This window comes from Pseudomonas sp. B10 (genome assembly GCF_900156235.1).
In the GTDB taxonomy this organism is placed as follows: Bacteria; Pseudomonadota; Gammaproteobacteria; order Pseudomonadales; family Pseudomonadaceae; genus Aquipseudomonas; species Aquipseudomonas siliginis.
This window is the reverse complement of record NZ_LT707063.1, coordinates 1,751,064-1,768,789: the sequence shown is the minus strand read 5'-3', so window position 1 is coordinate 1,768,789 and position 17,726 is coordinate 1,751,064. Positions and strand designations below refer to the sequence as shown.

The window sequence follows — 17,726 nt, the reverse complement described above, 5'->3', positions numbered from 1 at the left end:
GTAGGTGGAGTTTTAGATCGATAAGTTATAAGGCGGCCACGCTGGCTCCGGCCGTAACGCTATCGGTGCGGATCGAGTCTCGGGATGTACCCCTGCGCCGTTACGCTTTTTTTGCATAAGCCCACACGTGCACGGACGTTCCGGGTGGGGTGGTGCAGGGCTGTTTTTTCCATACAAAAAAGCGTTTGGTCTGCGTGGATTTTGTCCAGCATTTTGAACTGTTATCGGCTGTCCGGCAGCGCTAGGGTCAAGGCTTCAAATCGCAATAAAGGACTATTGCCATGCCCACCCAAGACAACACGAATCCACAGATTCAGGCCTCGGTCCTGAGCACCTTGTATGACGCGACCGGTGACCTCGATACCGCTGAAAGCCTGGAAAAAAGCCTGCCGGCGCATCTGCTCACGGCTTCTGCGGCCACGCTGAACAAGCTGGACGAAATCACTCGTGAACTGCACACCCTGCAAGTCAAAGTCGACAAGGATCTGAGTCGGCTCAAACCATTGCACAGCTTCTGCATCAGCGAACTCAACGCGGCGCTGAACGAGAAATGGCCAGCGGTCTATGACGTGAGCGAGGATCTGCTCAGCCTGCCCGGCGTCGATTGTGGCTGCGATGTGAAGGCGACGGTTCAGGCCGATGTCGGCTTGGTCAGACACGCGACGCAAAGCCTGTTGCAGGCAGCCATGCAGAACTTCAGCGCAGACGAGGAGCAGGCCGACGGGTTCCCCGCCGGCAGTCTGGTGCGCATCAAAAGTGTGCCCGCTGGCGTGGAAGACCTGACGCCGGCAGCGTTCGCAGCGTTGTGCCGCAAGCTGGATCTGGGCAAGAAATACCAGGAGCATCTGCAGCAAGTGTTCGGTCTGCGTGAAGACTGCGGCAAAGTCTTGGCGATCAGTGCCATGACCCGCGATATCGCCGCATTGAAGCAATCGCTGCTGGAGCTGGACGCTCATCTTGCAGAGCTCAAGGGCGATATCACCGCAGCAGGTTTGCGCATGCTGCAGGATCTGATGCTGGCCGAAGGCGTGGCATCGGCGCAGCACCTGCGCTACGGCAAAGACCCGATGATCATGCAGGGCATCAGAATCCTCGACAGCTGCGTTTGGGGCGTCGTGGTATTTTCCAAACGCTCCGTGGAACAACACCCTGAGGACGGATGCATGGTGTATATGCCCGGCGAGCCCGAGCGCGCCGTGTATGAATACCCGAGTTTCAATGCGTTCAAGCGCTACCTCGCGCAACAACTCAAGAGCACGGAATATCAGGGGTATTTCGCCGGCAGCCTGGATGAAGATGACAAGGCGGACTTCTTCAAGGCGTTGGCTGAGAAACCCGATCTGGGCGTCGTCGAACAATGGCCGATCAATGTGGCGCTTTTCGATTTCATGGTGCAAAGCCATGTCGGCAAGTTGCAGATCGACGCGCGCAAACTGGCGGTGCCAACCGCTGATATCGATGAAGAGATCCGACAGAAACGCCTGTTGGATTTCATTCAGCGCGGGGTGACCGTGGCGTCGGTGGCGGGGCTGTTCGTGCCGGTCCTGGGCCAATTGATGATGGGCGTCGCGGTCGGGCAATTGCTCGGTGAAGTGTATGACGGCGTCGCGGACTGGCGTCGCGGTGATCATCAGGAAGCACTGTCACATCTGCTCAGTGTGGTAGAGAACATCGCATTGATGGGCGTTTTCGCCGGCGGTCAGAAGGTGCTGGGAACTGTGGGCAAAAAACTGCTGCGCGCGCATCCGGAGTTCTTCGCGCAGTTCACCGCGATACTCGATCGGGCCGGCAAGCCACGCTTGTGGAATTCCGATTTGAGCCCGTACGAGCATGCTTTGCCGGCCGGATTCACCATCGGTGCCGGTTCAAAGGAGTTCTACCAGATTGGCAACAAGACCATCGCCCGCTTCGAGCACCGCCTGTTGGCGGGCAACTTTGATATCGACACTCAGCACTGGCGCCTGGACCACCCCGCACGCGCACAAGCCTATGCTCCGGAACTGATCCGCCACGTCGAGGGCGGCTGGCGGTTCCCCGCTGAACAGCCCGAAGAATGGGGCAGCAGCGCCTACACGCTCAAGCGCATCGATCCGCAGTTGAGCGAATTTGCCGACAGCGACCTGGACATCCTTCGCCGGCTGAGCAACACCTCGCAGCAGACCTTGCTGGAGACCTTCAACGACAATTTGAGCCTGCCGGTACGCCTGCGCGATACCGTCGAGCGCGTGCGCATCGAGCGCCAGCTGCGTGAGTTGACCACGGAACTGGAAAACGGCGAGATCCACTCCGAGCAACCTCTGGAGGAACAGATGCATGCCTTGACGCAACTGCCGGGCTGGCCGACTGACCGGTACCTTGAGGTCATCGGTCATGAAGGAGACGTCGAAACCACTTATCCAGCAAATAGCACGCTCGACGAAACCCTGGGAGTGCCGGTCACCCAAGGCCAGTTGGCACTCGGGCGCTTGCTGCAAACCGTCATCGATGGCCTCTACGAGCATGAAGTCGAGGCCTTGCTCGGCGGCAAAGTCGCGAAAAGCACGCAAGCCACTGGGCTGGCAAGAAAACTGGGTGCTGCGCTCAAATCCGATTACCGCGCGGCGTTCGAGCGGATGTACAAGCGCTATGACCACAGTGACGCGCAGGATCTGGGCAAATTACGCCAGGTCTTCGCCGACATTTCGGCGCGCCATGGTCAAAGGCTGATCGACCGCGCTTCGACTGTCGAGCGCCTGCACTTGCGCTCGACCGGGAGCGCGCCCTTGCGGTTGGGACAGCGGGCTCGGGCCGGTATTGCCGAGGTGCGGCTTGACCGGGCGCTGAGCGGGTTGCACTGGTCGTGGCTGGCCAATGCCGACACCGACAGCCTGGCCATGAAATTACTGCCGCGCCTGAACGGCTGGAACGCACAGCTGCGTCTGCAAGTACGTGACAAGGCCTTGACCGGACCGATACTCGAAGACATCGGCGATGCGTCGGCGACCTCGGAAAATACCGGTTATCTGGTGAAAACCACGCAGGGCTACGAGGCGTTTGGCGGCGACAAAAAATCCTTGGGCAAGGTGGCATCCGGCCCCGACGCTTTGTACATGGCCATCCTCAAGGCATTGCCGCCACGTCAGCGGACAGCACTCGGGTTTGCCGATGCCGGACAGGTCAGTACGCAACAGTTACGCAAAAAGCTGCTCAACGTTGCCCTCGACGAACGCGAGGTCACTGCGCGGGCATTGCGCGGCGGCAGTACGGAATCACTTCCCGTCGAGCCGGCCTGTGTGCAAGGCGATCAGGTCCCCGCGACAGCTCATTCACGCACACTGCTGCGCAAAGCGCGCAGGCTTTATCCGCGTCTGAGCGAGCCGCAGCTCAATCAATTGCTCAACGAACTGGGCGATGATCCGTTGAGCCGTGCGACCCGCATCAAAGCCTTGCGTCAGGACCTGCAAACCCTGCGTGACGCGCTGTTTGTCTGGAGTGAAGATGGCGCCGCGCTGCAAGCCATGGGGGGCGATCTGGCTGAAGCGCGGCACAGTCGGAAAATGGCCGCCGAGCTGATCGAAGAAGCGTTTCGACGCTTTCATTGGGCCACCAACGAAGAGCGAAAAAACCTCTGTACCCTCGACCTTGACGGCATGCGCATCGGTAAGGTGCCGACGTTACCGTCGTCGGTGAGCTTCGACCATGTCGAGCAATTGTCGATGCGGAACATGGCGCTGGGGGATGATGTGGCGTACTTCCTCAAGTCCTTCAAACAGCTCGACTCGCTGGAGCTGGGCAGCAACGCGATCACCCGGCTGCCTGAAATGTTGTCGCACATGCCGCGTCTGCAACGGCTGAGCCTGGCAAACAATCAGCTCAAGCTCACCGAGCAGACCCTGGCGAAGCTGAACAGGCTGAGCACTTTACGCTACCTGAATCTGGACAAGAATCCGTTGGGTGCCACCCCGGATTTCAGCCGAATGTCGCAACTGCGTCGCTTGTCGCTGAACGATACCGGCATCACCGAACTGCCAGGAGGCCTCGACCATTCTGCGCACATTGAACTGATGGATCTGAGCGCCAACAAAATCACAGAACTGCCCGAGTGGTTGTTCGAGAAATCACGACGTTTCACCGGCGCACTCAAGGTGGGACTGAATCCCTTTTCCGAAGCGACCAAAACGCATCTGGAGAACTATCGCGATAATTTCGGCGTTGGTATGGACTATGTCGCCGATGACATCGCACGGATGAACGAGCAAACGGCGCGCTCGCTCTGGTTGACCAAGGTCAGTGGCGAAGAGTGGGCAGAGCAGTCGCGCATTTGGGCGGCATTGCGTAGCGATCAGACGGCCGATGGCTTGTTCACGTTGCTGGCGCAACTGGGCGATACCGCGGACGGCAAACAGGGTAGCGCTGACATGCAGCGACGCGTCTGGGCGGTACTGAAGGCGGCGGAAGCTGACGAGCCGCTGAGTCGTCAACTGCTCGACATCGCGGCCGATCCGCTGCACTGCACCGATAACGCGGCGCTGGTTTTCAGTCGTCTTGAGGTCGCAGTGGAAGTCGAGCGGGTGAGCAGCGCCGCAAGCGGGAGCAGGGGCACTGCCAAGGCGCTGTTGGAACTGGGCCGCAGTCTGTTCCGGCTGGACAGGCTGGAAGAAATCGCCCGGGAGCATTCGCTCCGGGCGCCAAAGGTCGATGCGCTGGAAATGAACCTCGCTTACCGCATCGGTCTCACCGATGCGCTGGGGCTGCGCGGTCAACCGGAAAATATGCTGTTCAGTGCCCAGAGTGGCGTGACGGCCGCTGATCTTGAGGTGGCAAAAAATCGCGTCATGAGCGCCGAACTCTCCCCGCAATGGCTGGAATACATGCAGGGGCGCACGTTCTGGCGTGACTATCTGCGACGCACATTTGTCCGCAAGTTTGCGCTGATCGATGACCTGTACGACCCACAGATGAGCGCGCTGTTCGACAAGAAGGACACGCTGCCCTCTGGCGATTATTTGAGTCAGAACCAGGCACTCAAGCTTGAAAAGGACCAGGCTGAAGACGTGCTGTTCAAGAGCCTGACGGAAGACGCGATACGGCTGATGGATCTGGGCATCTGTGAAATGCCCGATACGTGAAATTCACTTGCCGCGAATCAACTGCCGTAAGGCGAAACGATTGGGATGGCAGGCTTCGGCCACACTGCGTGGTAACGGCAGCGGCTCGTTGTCCAGCCACGCGGCAAGCAGCTCGCCGGACAGCGGCGCGGTGATCAGCCCGCGAGAACCGTGGCCGCTGTTGACGTACAGACCATCGAGCCACGGGCAGGCGAGGTCCGGCACTTGCCGGGCGTCTTTGCTCAACGCTGCGTAGGTCTGATTGAAGGTTTGCAGATCAGCGAGCGGGCCGACAATCGGCAGGTAATCGGGGCTGGTGCAGCGGAAAGCTGCCCGGCCCTCAAGGTTCTCAAGTGGCTGCTCGCTGATGTTGAGGCGGGTCAGCAGGTCGCTGGAAATTTCTTCGAGCATCGTCAGATTGCCTTGGTGCTCGGCAGTCGTGGGCGTCAGATCGTCATTGTTGAAGTCGAAACTGGCGCCCAGGGTGTGCTCGCCCAGACGCGCTGGGGCGACGTAGCCCTCAGCGCACACCACGGTGGCCAGCGCATGACTCTCTGCGGTTTCAGGCAGACGCGTGATTTGCCCGCGAATGCGCTTGAGCGGCAATTCGGCACTCTGGGCAAAACGTTTGATTTCGGCAGCACCGGCCAGGATCACCACCGGCGCACTGGCGAGCAAACGCTCGCCGTCGAACGCTTGCCACAGGTCTGCGACTTTGCGCAGTTCCAAAGCTTCGTGATGGCTGAGCAACTCAATGTTGGTGTGGGTCGCCTGGGCCTGACACAACGCGGGCGGATGCACCCAGCCGCCTTCGGGGTAGAACAAGCCGCCGTGGGCCACGCCGACACCGGCGCGAGCCTGCGCTTGCGGCTGTTCCAGCCACTGCAAGAGATCTTCAGGAAACGCCGCCGCCAGTTGCGCGTGGCGCTCGGCTTCCTTGGCGTTGAACGCCAGTTGCAGCACGCCGCAGTCATCCCAGTCGCTGCCGCGTTGCAGGCTTTCCAGCAGGCGCCGGGTGTAACCGAAGCCGCTGACGATCAACTGCGACAACGCAGTGCCATGGGCGGACAGCTTCAGATAGAGCACGCCTTGCGGGTTGCCCGAGGCTTCTTGCGCGACGGCCGCGTGACGCTCCAGCAGACTCACCTGCCAGCCGCGCGCCGCCAGACTCGACGCCGTCGCGCAGCCAGCCAGCCCCGCGCCGATCACCAGCGCCCGGCGCTCACCGCGCAACGGAGCAGGGCGGGCGAACCAGGGTTTCGCCGGTATTGGCGCTGCCACCTCGGCGGGCCAGCCGAGAAATTCGCCACGCAGGATTTCCCACTTGTGGCCGATGCCCGGCGTGCGCTTCATCTTGAACCCGGCAGCATTGAGCAGACGGCGGACCCAACCGGTGCTGGTGAAAGTGCTGATGGTCGAGCCCGGCGCAGCCAGCCGCGCCAGCTCGACGAACAGCTCAGCGGTCCACATGTCCGGATTTTTTGCCGGCGCAAAACCGTCGAGAAACCACGCGTCGATCTGTGCATCAAGTTGCGGCAGTTGCTCCAGCGCATCGCCGATCAGCAAGGTCAGCGTCACGCGGCCATTGGCCAGAGTGATGCGTTGAAAGCCTTGATGAATCGCCACGTAATGCCTGAGCAACTGATCCGCCAACGGCATGAGTTCTGGCCACAGTGCCAAGGCTCGGCGCAGATCCGCAGGCGCCAGCGGGTACTTCTCGACGCTGACAAAATGCAAGCGCGCGCCGGCCACCGCGTGCTGTTCGAACAACTGCCAGGCACAGAGAAAATTCAACCCGGTGCCGAAACCGGTTTCGCCAATGACCAGACGCCCATCCGCCGGCAGCGCAGCGAAACGCTCGGCCAGACGGTTCTGTTCGAGAAACACGTAACGGGTTTCTTCCAGCCCCGACTGGTCGGAAAAATACACGTCATCGAACACCCGCGAACGTGGGCGTCCCTGGTCGTCCCAGTCGAGTTGGGCGTGGGGCATTTCTGCTTTCATGGCAGGCTCGGCAAACACAAGGCGGCCATTCTAGCCGATCGCGCGCGAGCTGCCTGATCCAGCACAAGACGGGATTTGGGCGTGTCAGGGAAAATTTCAAAAGATCGCAGCCTTCGGCAGCTCCTACAGGGAAACGCATTTCAAATGTAGGAGCTGCCGAAGGCTGCGATCTGTTCAGGTGCTGTAATCATCCGCTAGTCTTGCTGAACCCTGGAAGGAGCCGTCCCATGTTTGAATCCGCTGAAATCGGTCACGCCATCGACAAAGACACTTACGAGGCGGCCGTCCCTGCGCTGCGTGAAGCCTTGCTGGAAGCGCAGTTCGAGTTGCAGCAGCAGAAGCGCTTTCCGGTGATCATCCTGATCAACGGCATCGAAGGGGCGGGCAAGGGCGAGACGGTCAAACTACTCAATGAATGGATGGATCCGCGCCTGATCGAAGTGCGCACCTTCGACCAGCAAACCGATGAAGAACTCGCGCGGCCACCGGCCTGGCGCTACTGGCGCATGCTGCCGGCCAAGGGGCGGATGGGCGTGTTCTTCGGCAACTGGTACAGCCAGATGCTCCAGGGCCGGGTGCACGGACTGTTCAAGGATCCGCGTCTGGACCAGGCCATCGCCGGCGCTGAGCGTCTGGAAAAGATGCTCTGCGATGAAGGCGCGTTGATCTTCAAGTTCTGGTTTCACCTGTCCAAGAAGCAGATGAAAGCGCGGCTCAAATCACTGGCCGACGACCCGTTGCACAGTTGGCGCATCAGTCCGCTGGACTGGCAGCAATCGCAGACCTACGACAAGTTCGTCAAATACGGCGAGCGGGTGTTGCGCCGTACCAGCCGCGATTACGCGCCGTGGCATGTCATCGAAGGCGTCGATGCCAATTACCGCAGCCTGGCTGTGGGCAAGATTCTCCTCGACGGTCTGCAGAATGCGCTCAAGCGTGCCGACGTCAATCCACACGAAGTCAGTGCCGCGCCGCTGGGCACGCCGGTCGATCAATTGAACCTGCTCGACAGCCTCGACCTGACGCAGCGTCTGGACAAGAAAGACTATGAAGAACAACTGATCACCGAGCAGGCGCGCCTGTCCGGGCTGATGCGCGACAAACGCATGCGTCGCCATGCGCTGATCGCGGTGTTCGAGGGTAACGACGCGGCGGGCAAGGGCGGGGCGATTCGCCGCGTGGCAGCGGCGCTCGATCCGCGTCAGTACAGCATCGTCCCGATTGCCGCACCGACCGAGGAAGAGCGCGCACAACCGTATCTGTGGCGGTTCTGGCGACACCTCCCGGCGCGGGGCAAATTCACCGTGTTCGACCGCTCCTGGTACGGACGGGTGCTGGTCGAGCGGATCGAGGGCTTCTGCACCCCGGCCGACTGGCTGCGCGCCTACGGCGAAATCAATGACTTCGAAGAGCAACTGGCCGATGCGGGCGTCATCGTGGTCAAGTTCTGGCTGGCGATCGACAAGGACACGCAGATGGAGCGCTTTCAGGAGCGCGAGGAGATTTCCTTCAAGCGTTTCAAGATCACCGAGGACGACTGGCGCAATCGGGAAAAATGGGACGACTATCGCCGGGCGGTCGGCGACATGGTCGATCGCACCAGCACCGAGATCGCGCCATGGACGCTGGTCGAAGCCAACGATAAACGCTGGGCACGGGTGAAAGTGTTGCGCACGATCAACCGCGCGCTGGAAGACGCGTTCGAGAAATCCGACAAGAAGGCCAAAAAGCACAAGGACTGAAGCGATGGCCGCGCATACGCCGGGTGAATGATCCTCGCGGTCGGCAAGAAGGTGGACTTATGCTCAGGTCCACTCTCAACCGACAACAACAATGAGGTATGCCATGCGTGAAGTGGTGATCGTCGACAGCGTGCGGACCGGCCTGGCCAAATCCTTTCGCGGCAAGTTCAACCAGACCCGCCCCGATGACATGGCGGCCCACTGCGTCAATGCGCTGCTGACCCGCAACGATATCGACCCGGCCAGCGTCGAGGACTGCATCGTCGGCGCCGGCTCCAACGAGGGCGCGCAGGGCTACAACATCGGCCGCAACGTCGCGGTACTGTCGCGCCTGGGCACCGGCACTGCCGGCATGACCCTCAACCGTTTCTGCTCGTCGGGTTTGCAGGCGATCGCGATTGCCGCCAACCAGATCGCCTCCGGTTGCAGCGACATCATCGTCGCCGGCGGCGTCGAGTCGATCAGCCTGACCCTGAAGAGCGTCAACACCGATCACCTGATCAACCCGCTGCTCAAGCAACAGACTCCCGGCATCTACTACACCATGGGCCAGACCGCCGAAGTGGTGGCACGACGTTACGGCGTCAGCCGCGAAGCGCAGGATCGCTATGCGCTGCAAAGCCAGATCCGCACGGCCCAGGCCCAGGCTGCGGGTTTGTTCGATGATGAAATCGTGCCGATGGCGGTGAAATACCGCGTAGAGGATAAGAACAGCGGCGAAGTGCAGATTGTCGACGGCGTCGTCGAGCGCGACGACTGCAACCGCCCGGACACCACCTACGAAAGCCTTGCCGGTTTGAAACCGGTGTTCGCCGACGACGGTTCGGTGACGGCGGGCAATTCCTCGCAGCTGTCCGACGGTGCCTCGATGACACTGGTGATGAGCCTGGACAAAGCGCTGGAGCTGGGGCTCAAGCCGAAAGCGTTTTTCCGTGGCTTCACCGTCGCCGGCTGCGAGCCGGACGAAATGGGCATCGGACCGGTGTTCTCTGTGCCGAAACTGCTCAAGGCCAAGGGCTTGCAGGTAGCGGATATCGATCTGTGGGAATTGAACGAGGCGTTCGCTTCACAGTGCCTGTACAGCCGCGACCGGCTGGAGATCGACAACGACAAATACAATGTCAACGGCGGCTCGATTTCCATCGGCCACCCGTTCGGCATGACCGGCTCGCGCCAGGTCGGGCATCTGATTCGGGAATTGCAGCGGCGCAATCTGCGTTACGGCATCGTCACCATGTGTGTGGGCGGCGGGATGGGGGCGAGCGGGTTGTTTGAGGCGGTGCGCTAAATCCTCCGTTCGTTGTCGTCGGTCAGATCGCCATCGCTGGCAAGCCAGCTCCCACAGGTTTTGTATATGTCAAAAATCCTGTGGGAGCTGGCTTGCCAGCGATGGGATCAACACGGTTAGCCCTTGGAATCCTGCCGCTGCATCCGCGCTATATAAGCCTGAATCTTCCGCTCGATCACCTGACCGTCAAACGGCCCCTCAAGGGTATTTTCCCGGGTACTGAAATACAGCTCGCCATTGACCCGACATATGCGGTCGCTGCGAAAACGGGTGGCGGGGGCGCTGTCCTCGGCGCGCATGGCGTACATGTCGGTCTCCCTGATTAATGCGTTGAAAAGTCTGCAATCAGCTTATGCCTGAAGCACTTGGTGCGCCTGCCCGGCCGATCAACGGCGGCGCGCCGGTTTACTGCTGCGACCTGCACAGTTTCATTCGCGGCCTGGCGGCAACTGTCCCTGTGTTGTGCGCAGCCGGACGCCTAGAATGAGTGTCCTTGTCAGCAGGCTTTTGGGGTTCGCATGCACATTTCATCGGGGCGCTGGGTGTACGGACTGTTCCTGGCGCTGCTGACCGCGTTTCTGTGGGGCATCCTGCCGATCAAGCTCAAACAGGTATTGCAGGTGATGGACCCGGTCACGGTGACCTGGTTTCGCCTGATGGTTTCCGGTGGCTGCCTGTTCATCTATCTGGCTTCGGTCAAGCGCCTGCCAAGTCGCAAGGTGCTCGGGCCGAAGGGCGGCTGGCTGGTGCTGATGGCGGTACTGGGGCTGGTCGGCAATTACGTGCTGTACCTGATGGGCCTCAACCTGCTCAGCCCCGGCACCGCGCAATTGGTGGTGCAAATGGGTCCGATCATGCTGCTGATCGCCAGTCTGTTCGTGTTCAAGGAGCGCTTCAGCATTGGCCAGGGCATCGGCTTGCTGGTGTTGCTGATCGGCTTTGGTCTGTTCTTCAATCAGCGCCTGGCGGAGCTGCTGACCTCGCTGTCCGACTACACCGCCGGCGTGCTGCTGGTGCTGCTGGCGTCGACGGTCTGGACCTTCTATGCGCTGGGTCAGAAGCAATTGCTCACGGTGTGGAATTCGTTGCAGGTGATGATGGTGATCTACCTGTTCTGCGCGCTGTTGCTGACGCCGTGGGTACATCCGCTTGAAGCGCTCAACCTGAGCCCGTTGCAGGGCTGGCTGTTGCTGGCGTGCTGCATGAACACCTTGATCGCCTACGGCGCATTCGCCGAAGCGCTGGCGCACTGGGAAGCATCGCGTGTCAGCGCGACGTTGGCGATCACGCCGCTGGTGACGTTTGTTGCGGTGGCGATTGCGGCGCGGATCTGGCCGGACTTTGTGCATGCCGAGCAGATCAATGCGCTGGGCTATGGCGGGGCAGTGCTGGTGGTGCTGGGTTCGGCGCTGGTGGCGCTGGGGCCATCGTTGATTGCCGGGCTCAGGGCGCGGCGGGCCAGGGTTGTGCCAGGCTGACGATCGGCGGCGCCTGTATTCGCGAGCAGGCTCGCTCCCACTTTGGAGTGCAATTTTCCTGTGGGAGCGAGCCTGCTCGCGAAGACGGACTTTCAGGCGCTACATGACTCAGCCCTTGGCGCCAGCCTCGATCATGTTCTCCGGGCGCACCCAGGCATCGAACTCTTCATCAGTCAGATAACCGAGCTGCAACGCAGCCTCACGCAAAGTCAGCCCTTCGCTGTAAGCCTTCTTGGCGATCTCCGCCGACTTGTCATAACCGATGTGCGGGTTCAGCGCCGTCACCAGCATCAATCCACGTTCCAGATGCTTGGCCATGACCTCGGCATCCGGTTCGAGCCCGGCAATGCAGTGCTGCTGGAAGTTGCTGCAGCCATCGCCGAGCAAACGGATCGATTGCAGCAGGTTGTGGATGATCACCGGTTTGAACACGTTCAACTGCAAGTGCCCCTGACTGGCGGCAAAACCGATCGCCACATCGTTGCCGAGCACTTGGCAGGCGAGCATCGACAGCGCTTCGCACTGGGTCGGGTTGACCTTGCCGGGCATGATCGAACTGCCCGGTTCGTTGGCCGGCAGCTTCACTTCAGCGAAACCTGCGCGAGGACCTGAGCCCAGCAGACGCAGGTCGTTGGCGATCTTCATCAACGCCACGGCGAGGGTTTTCAGCGCACCCGACAGCGTTACCAGCGGTTCATGACCGGCCAGTGCAGCGAACTTGTTCGGCGCGGTGACGAACGGCAGACCGGACAGTGCTGCGAGTTCGGCGGCAATCGCCTCACCGAAGCCGTGCGGTGAATTCAAACCCGTACCAACGGCGGTGCCGCCCTGAGCCAGTTCGCAAACCGCCGGCAGCGCGGCACGAATTGCGCGCTCGGCGTAATCCAGTTGCGCGATGAAGCCGGACAGTTCCTGACCGAAGGTGATCGGCGTCGCGTCCATCATGTGCGTGCGCCCGGTCTTCACCAGTTTCATGTGCCGCGCCGCCAGTTCGGCAAGGCCGCCGGACAGCTCGGCAATCGCCGGCAGCAGTTGTTCCTGCACCGCTTTGGCGGTGGCGATGCTCATCGCGGTAGGGAAGCAGTCGTTGGAACTTTGCGAGCGATTGACGTGATCGTTCGGGTGCACCGGCGACTTGCCGCCACGCGGGTTGCCGGCCAGTTCGTTGGCGCGACCGGCGATCACTTCGTTGACGTTCATGTTGCTCTGGGTACCGCTGCCGGTCTGCCAGACCACCAGCGGGAACTGCTCGTCATGCTCGCCGGCGAGCACTTCATCGGCGGCCTGTTCGATCAGGCGAGCGATGTCGGCCGGCAGGTCGCCGTTGCGGTCGTTGACCCGTGCGGCGGCTTTCTTGATCAGCGCCAGGGCGTGCAGTACCGGTAGCGGCATGCGTTCCTGACCAATGGCGAAGTTGATCAGCGAGCGTTGCGTCTGAGCACCCCAGTAAGCGTCGTCCGGGACCTCGATCTGGCCCAGGCTGTCGGTTTCGATACGGCTCATCGTGCACACTCCTGTTGGTCTGTTGGCGCAATTTAGGCCGGCGTCGGCCCGGGTGGTTCCATCGGCTCGATTGTTGACCGCAAAACCCCGCCAATCAAGCGCGGCAAGGGCCGGGGGTTGAGCCACAGCGATTGTTAGGCGCAGAATGGTCGCCCTTGGGGTTCGACCTCGCTTTGCTTAAAGGAAACTCGATGACTCGTCTTCGCGCCATCTGTACCGCGGTTGCACTGGTTTGCGCCAGCGGCCAGGTGCTTGCCGATACCGCCAGCCACAACGCCAGTGCCGAAGCTTTCCTGACGCTGGCTCACGCTGACAAGCTGGGTACCCCGGTGTACATGCAAGTGCAGCAAATGTTCGCCCAGCGCTTTGAACAGACCAAAGCCCCTGAGTCGAAGAAAGCCGTGCTCGAAACCTACCAGGCCAAGGCCAACGCCGCGCTGGACCAGGCCATCGGCTGGAACAAGCTCAAGCCGGATATGGTCAAGCTCTACACCAGCAACTTCAGCGAATCCGAGCTGAAAGATCTGGTTGCCTTCTACCAGTCGCCACTGGGCAAGAAAGTCCTGGAAAAAATGCCGCAGCTGACCCAGCAATCGGCGCAGATGACCCAGGGCAAACTGGAAAGCGCGGTGCCTGTGGTCAACAAGCTGCTCGACGACATGACCAAAGAGCTGACCCCGGCCGCGGCGCCAGCCAAGAAGAAGTAAGCGGAGTTCGTGATGACCATGCAACAACGCATCGAATCGACGCTGGCCCTATTACAGCCTGAGCACCTGCAAGTGCTGGACGAAAGCCACATGCACAGTCGCGGGTCACAGACCCACTACAAGGCGGTGGTGGTCAGCGCGCAGTTCGAAGGCCTGAACCGGGTCAAGCGCCACCAGAAAGTCTACGGCACGCTCGGCGAGCTGATGGGCGAGTTCCATGCGTTGGCGCTGCACACCTACACCCCGCAGGAATGGGCAGAGATCGACGGCGCCCCGGCGTCGCCGACCTGTGCAGGAGGGGATCAGCGGTAAGCTTCAAGCGGCAAGCTGCAAGTTAGAGGCGGATGAGTTTTGGCTTGCCGCTTTAAGCTTGGAGCTTGTAGCTGCTTTTTTGCTAAAATCCCGACGCGCCGCTTAGCCGGCGCGTTTTTTTTGAATCCGGTTCACCCTTTGCGAGGGTAGCCACCTGGAGAAATACCCATGACACAACCGATTGTCGTGGCGGCACTGTACAAGTTCGTCACCCTCGAAGATTACGTTGACCTGCGCGAGCCACTGCTGCAAGCGATGGTCGACAACGGCATCAAAGGCACTCTGCTGATCGCCGAAGAAGGCATCAACGGCACGGTTTCCGGCAGCCGCGAAGGCATTGACGGCCTGCTCGCCTGGCTCAAGAATGATCCACGCATGGTCGACATCGACCACAAGGAATCGTACTGCGACGAGCAGCCGTTCTATCGCACCAAGGTCAAGCTGAAGAAAGAGATCGTCACCCTCGGCGTTGAAGGCGTTGACCCGAACAAGAAGGTCGGCACCTACGTCGAACCGCAGGACTGGAACGCGCTGATCAGCGACCCGGAAGTGCTGCTGATCGACACGCGCAACGACTACGAAGTGTCGATCGGCACCTTCGAAGGCGCCATCGATCCGAAAACCACCAGTTTTCGCGAGTTTCCCGACTACATCAAAGAACACTTCGACCCGGCCGTGCACAAGAAGGTCGCGATGTTCTGCACCGGCGGCATTCGCTGCGAGAAAGCCTCGAGCTACATGCTCGGCGAGGGCTTCGAAGAGGTTTACCACCTCAAGGGCGGCATCCTGAAGTACCTCGAAGAGGTGCCGCAGGAAGAAACCAAGTGGCGCGGCGACTGCTTCGTCTTCGACAACCGCGTCACCGTGCGTCACGACCTGACGGAAGGCGACTACGATCAATGTCATGCCTGCCGCACGCCGGTCAGCGTTGAAGATCGCGCCTCCGAGCATTACGTCGCCGGCATCAGTTGCCCGCATTGCTGGGACAAGCTCAGCGAGAAGACACGGCGCAGCGCCATCGATCGGCAAAAGCAGGTCGAACTGGCCAAGGCACGCAATCAGCCGCACCCGATCGGCTACAACTATAAGCAAGCATCCTCCGAGGCTTAACCATGTCTGCGCGCCTGCTCTATGTGATGGATCCGATGTGTTCATGGTGCTGGGGGTTTGCTCCGGTGGCCAAGGCACTGGTCGAGCAGGCGCAGGCAGCCGGGGTCGAGCTGCATCTGGTGGTCGGCGGGTTGCGCACCGGCAGCGGTTCGGCGCTGGAGCCGACCACTCGGCGCTACATTCTTGAGCACTGGCAAGCGGTCACCGAGGCCACCGGCCAGCCGTTCAAGTTCGACGGCGCGCTGCCTGACGGTTTTGTCTACGACACCGAGCCTGCTTGTCGCGCCATTGTCACCGCGCGCAGTCTGGCGCCGGATTGCGCGTGGACACTGGTCAGGCTGATCCAGCAGGCGTTTTACGCCGAAGGTCGCGATGTCACTCAGGCCAGCGTGCTGGTCGAGTTGGCGGAGCAGGCCGGTGTGCCGCGTATCGAATTCGCGGCGTTGTTCGATCATGCCGATCAGCACAGGGCCACCCAAGCCGACTTCACCTGGGTGCAGGACTTGGGCATCGCCGGTTTTCCGACCCTGCTGGCCGAGCGCAACGGGCAACTGGCGCTGCTCACCAACGGTTATCAACCGCTCAGCGAGCTGTCGCCGTTGCTCGGCCGCTGGCTGGAGCGCGCGGCCTGTGTCTGACCGCGCCGATGACACGCCAGCCGTAGAGCGTGTCGACCGGCTGAGTTGGGCTGAAGTCCGGCGTCTGGCACTGCATCACAAGAAATCCCTGTGGATCGCCAACGGCGTGGCCGTGCTGGCGACGCTGTGCAGCGTGCCGATCCCGTTGCTGCTGCCGTTGCTGGTCGACGAAGTGCTGCTCGGCCACGGCGATGCCGCACTGAAAGTCATGAATCATTTTCTGCCAAGCATGTGGCAGCAGGCGGCGGGTTATATCGGCCTGATGCTGGTGGTGACCCTGACCTTGCGTTGCAGCGCCCTGTGTTTTGGCGTGTTGCAGTCGCGGCTGTTTGCGCGCCTGGCCAAGGACATCGTCTACCGCATTCGCGTGCGCCTGATCGAGCGGCTCAAGCGCATTTCCCTCGGTGAATACGAAAGCCTCGGCAGCGGCACGGTGACCACGCACCTGGTCACCGATCTGGATACCCTCGACAAATTCGTCGGCGAAACCCTCAGCCGCTTCCTCGTCGCGATGCTGACCTTGGTCGGCACCGCCAGCATCCTCATGTGGATGCACTGGAAGCTGGCGCTGCTGATTCTGCTGTTCAACCCGTTGGTGATCTACGCCACGGTGCAGCTGGGCAAGCGGGTCAAACACCTGAAAAAACTCGAGAACGACAGCACCTCGCGCTTCACTCAGGCGCTGAGCGAAACCCTCGATGCGATTCAGGAAGTGCGCGCCGGCAATCGTCAGGGCTATTTCCTCGGGCGCCTCGGTTTGCGCGCGCAGGAAGTACGCAACTACGCAGTCAACTCGCAGTGGAAAACCGACGCCTCGAACCGCGCCAGTGGTTTGCTGTTCCAGTTCGGCATCGACATCTTCCGCGCGGCGGCGATGCTCACCGTGCTGTTTTCCGACCTGTCGATCGGGCAGATGCTCGCGGTGTTCAGTTACCTGTGGTTCATGATCGGCCCGGTCGAACAGCTGCTCAATCTGCAATACGCCTATTACGCGGCGGGCGGTGCGCTGACGCGGATCAATGAACTGCTGGCGCGCGCCGACGAGCCGCAGTATCCCGGCGGCGTCGATCCGTTCAAGGGGCGCGACACCGTCGGCATCGAGGTACAAGGCCTGAGTTTCGGTTACGGCGACGAGTTGGTGCTGGACCAGATGAACCTGTCGATCCTGCCCGGTGAAAAAGTCGCGATTGTCGGGGCGAGCGGCGGCGGCAAAAGTACCTTGGTGCAGTTGCTGCTGGGTCTGTACACGCCAGCGGCCGGGACCATCCGCTTTGGCGGGTCGACCCAGCAGGAGATCGGTCTGGAGACGGTGCGCGAGAACGTTGCGGTGGTGCTGCAGCATCCGGCGCTGTTCAACGACAGTGTGCGCGCCAACCTGACCATGGGCCGCATGCGCAGCGACGAAGCCTGCTGGCAGGCGCTGGAAATCGCGCAGATGGCCGCGACCATCCGTGCGCTGCCCGCTGGCCTCGACAGCATCGTCGGTCGCTCCGGCGTGCGTTTGTCCGGCGGTCAGCGCCAGCGTCTGGCGATTGCGCGGATGATTCTCGCCGAGCCGAAAGTGGTGATTCTCGACGAAGCCACCTCGGCCCTCGATGCCGCCACCGAGTACAACCTGCACCAGGCAATGGCAAAATTTCTCCATGGCCGCACCACGCTGATCATTGCCCATCGCCTGTCGGCGGTGAAGCAGGCCGACCGCGTGCTGGTGTTCGACGGCGGGCAGATCGCCGAGGACGGCGACCATCGCCAACTGATCGCCGACGGCGGTCTGTACGCCAAGCTCTACGGCAACTTGCAACAGCACTGATCGAAACCCTCGCCGACCTGTCAGAGGTTCTGCGCGCGGTGTAACGC

Annotated in this window: 12 protein-coding genes; 9 read left to right on the top strand and 3 right to left on the bottom strand. The window is 61.2% G+C overall.

The features are described 5' to 3' along the window. Window positions 1–281: 281 nt before the first annotated feature. Window positions 282–5,108: an NEL-type E3 ubiquitin ligase domain-containing protein gene (locus BXA01_RS07835; protein ID WP_076563777.1), complete on the top strand. Its 4,827-nt coding sequence runs from the start codon at window positions 282–284 to the stop codon at window positions 5,106–5,108. A 3-nt stretch (window positions 5,109–5,111) separates the two neighbouring features. Here the strand turns inward: BXA01_RS07835 and mnmC are convergent, their stop codons facing one another. Then, the gene (gene mnmC / locus BXA01_RS07830) at window positions 5,112–7,091 is read right to left on the bottom strand and encodes a bifunctional tRNA (5-methylaminomethyl-2-thiouridine)(34)-methyltransferase MnmD/FAD-dependent 5-carboxymethylaminomethyl-2-thiouridine(34) oxidoreductase MnmC (protein WP_076563776.1); all 1,980 of its coding nucleotides are present in this window, start codon (window positions 7,089–7,091) and stop codon (window positions 5,112–5,114) included. A 227-nt stretch (window positions 7,092–7,318) separates the two neighbouring features. On the opposite strand from mnmC, the gene pap reads away from it, so the two are divergent. Together pap and BXA01_RS07820 are read left to right on the top strand one after the other, a co-directional pair. Then, complete coding sequence (pap, locus tag BXA01_RS07825; protein ID WP_076563775.1) at window positions 7,319–8,833, top strand: polyphosphate:AMP phosphotransferase; 1,515 nt, start codon at window positions 7,319–7,321, stop codon at window positions 8,831–8,833. Window positions 8,834–8,936: 103 nt separating this feature from the next. Next, a complete protein-coding gene (locus BXA01_RS07820; RefSeq protein ID WP_016770940.1) occupies window positions 8,937–10,121 on the top strand; it encodes a thiolase family protein in 1,185 nt (394 codons plus the stop codon). A 116-nt stretch (window positions 10,122–10,237) separates the two neighbouring features. Here the strand turns inward: BXA01_RS07820 and BXA01_RS07815 are convergent, their stop codons facing one another. After that, window positions 10,238–10,429: a DUF6316 family protein gene (locus tag BXA01_RS07815; protein WP_076563774.1), complete on the bottom strand. Its 192-nt coding sequence runs from the start codon at window positions 10,427–10,429 to the stop codon at window positions 10,238–10,240. 210 nt (window positions 10,430–10,639) lie between these two features. On the opposite strand from BXA01_RS07815, the gene BXA01_RS07810 reads away from it, so the two are divergent. Continuing rightward, complete coding sequence (locus BXA01_RS07810) at window positions 10,640–11,599, top strand: DMT family transporter (RefSeq protein WP_076563773.1); 960 nt, start codon at window positions 10,640–10,642, stop codon at window positions 11,597–11,599. A 108-nt stretch (window positions 11,600–11,707) separates the two neighbouring features. Here the strand turns inward: BXA01_RS07810 and BXA01_RS07805 are convergent, their stop codons facing one another. After that, window positions 11,708–13,102: a class II fumarate hydratase gene (locus BXA01_RS07805; RefSeq protein WP_016770937.1), complete on the bottom strand. Its 1,395-nt coding sequence runs from the start codon at window positions 13,100–13,102 to the stop codon at window positions 11,708–11,710. Between the two features lie 191 nt (window positions 13,103–13,293). Here BXA01_RS07805 and BXA01_RS07800 point away from each other — a divergent pair, with 191 nt between their 5' ends. The 5 genes from BXA01_RS07800 (at window position 13,294) to BXA01_RS07780 (ending at window position 17,679) form a co-directional block, all read left to right on the top strand. Further along, on the top strand, window positions 13,294–13,809 hold the full coding sequence (locus BXA01_RS07800) for a DUF2059 domain-containing protein (protein WP_016770936.1): 516 nt from the start codon (window positions 13,294–13,296) through the stop codon (window positions 13,807–13,809). Window positions 13,810–13,821: 12 nt separating this feature from the next. After that, on the top strand, window positions 13,822–14,121 hold the full coding sequence (locus BXA01_RS07795; protein WP_041478259.1) for a BolA family protein: 300 nt from the start codon (window positions 13,822–13,824) through the stop codon (window positions 14,119–14,121). 168 nt (window positions 14,122–14,289) lie between these two features. After that, window positions 14,290–15,231 carry an oxygen-dependent tRNA uridine(34) hydroxylase TrhO gene (gene trhO / locus BXA01_RS07790; protein ID WP_076563772.1) on the top strand — a complete coding sequence of 314 codons (942 nt, stop codon included), beginning with the start codon at window positions 14,290–14,292 and terminating at the stop codon, window positions 15,229–15,231. A gap of 35 nt (window positions 15,232–15,266) precedes the next feature. Further along, window positions 15,267–15,869 (top strand): DsbA family protein, encoded by a 603-nt coding sequence (locus BXA01_RS07785; RefSeq protein WP_172834030.1) that lies wholly within the window; start codon window positions 15,267–15,269, stop codon window positions 15,867–15,869. Beyond that, window positions 15,862–17,679, top strand: a complete 1,818-nt coding sequence (locus BXA01_RS07780) for an ABC transporter ATP-binding protein (RefSeq protein ID WP_076563770.1) — start codon at window positions 15,862–15,864, stop codon at window positions 17,677–17,679. The genes BXA01_RS07785 and BXA01_RS07780 overlap by 8 nt, the downstream gene beginning before the upstream one ends. Window positions 17,680–17,726 lie beyond the last annotated feature (47 nt).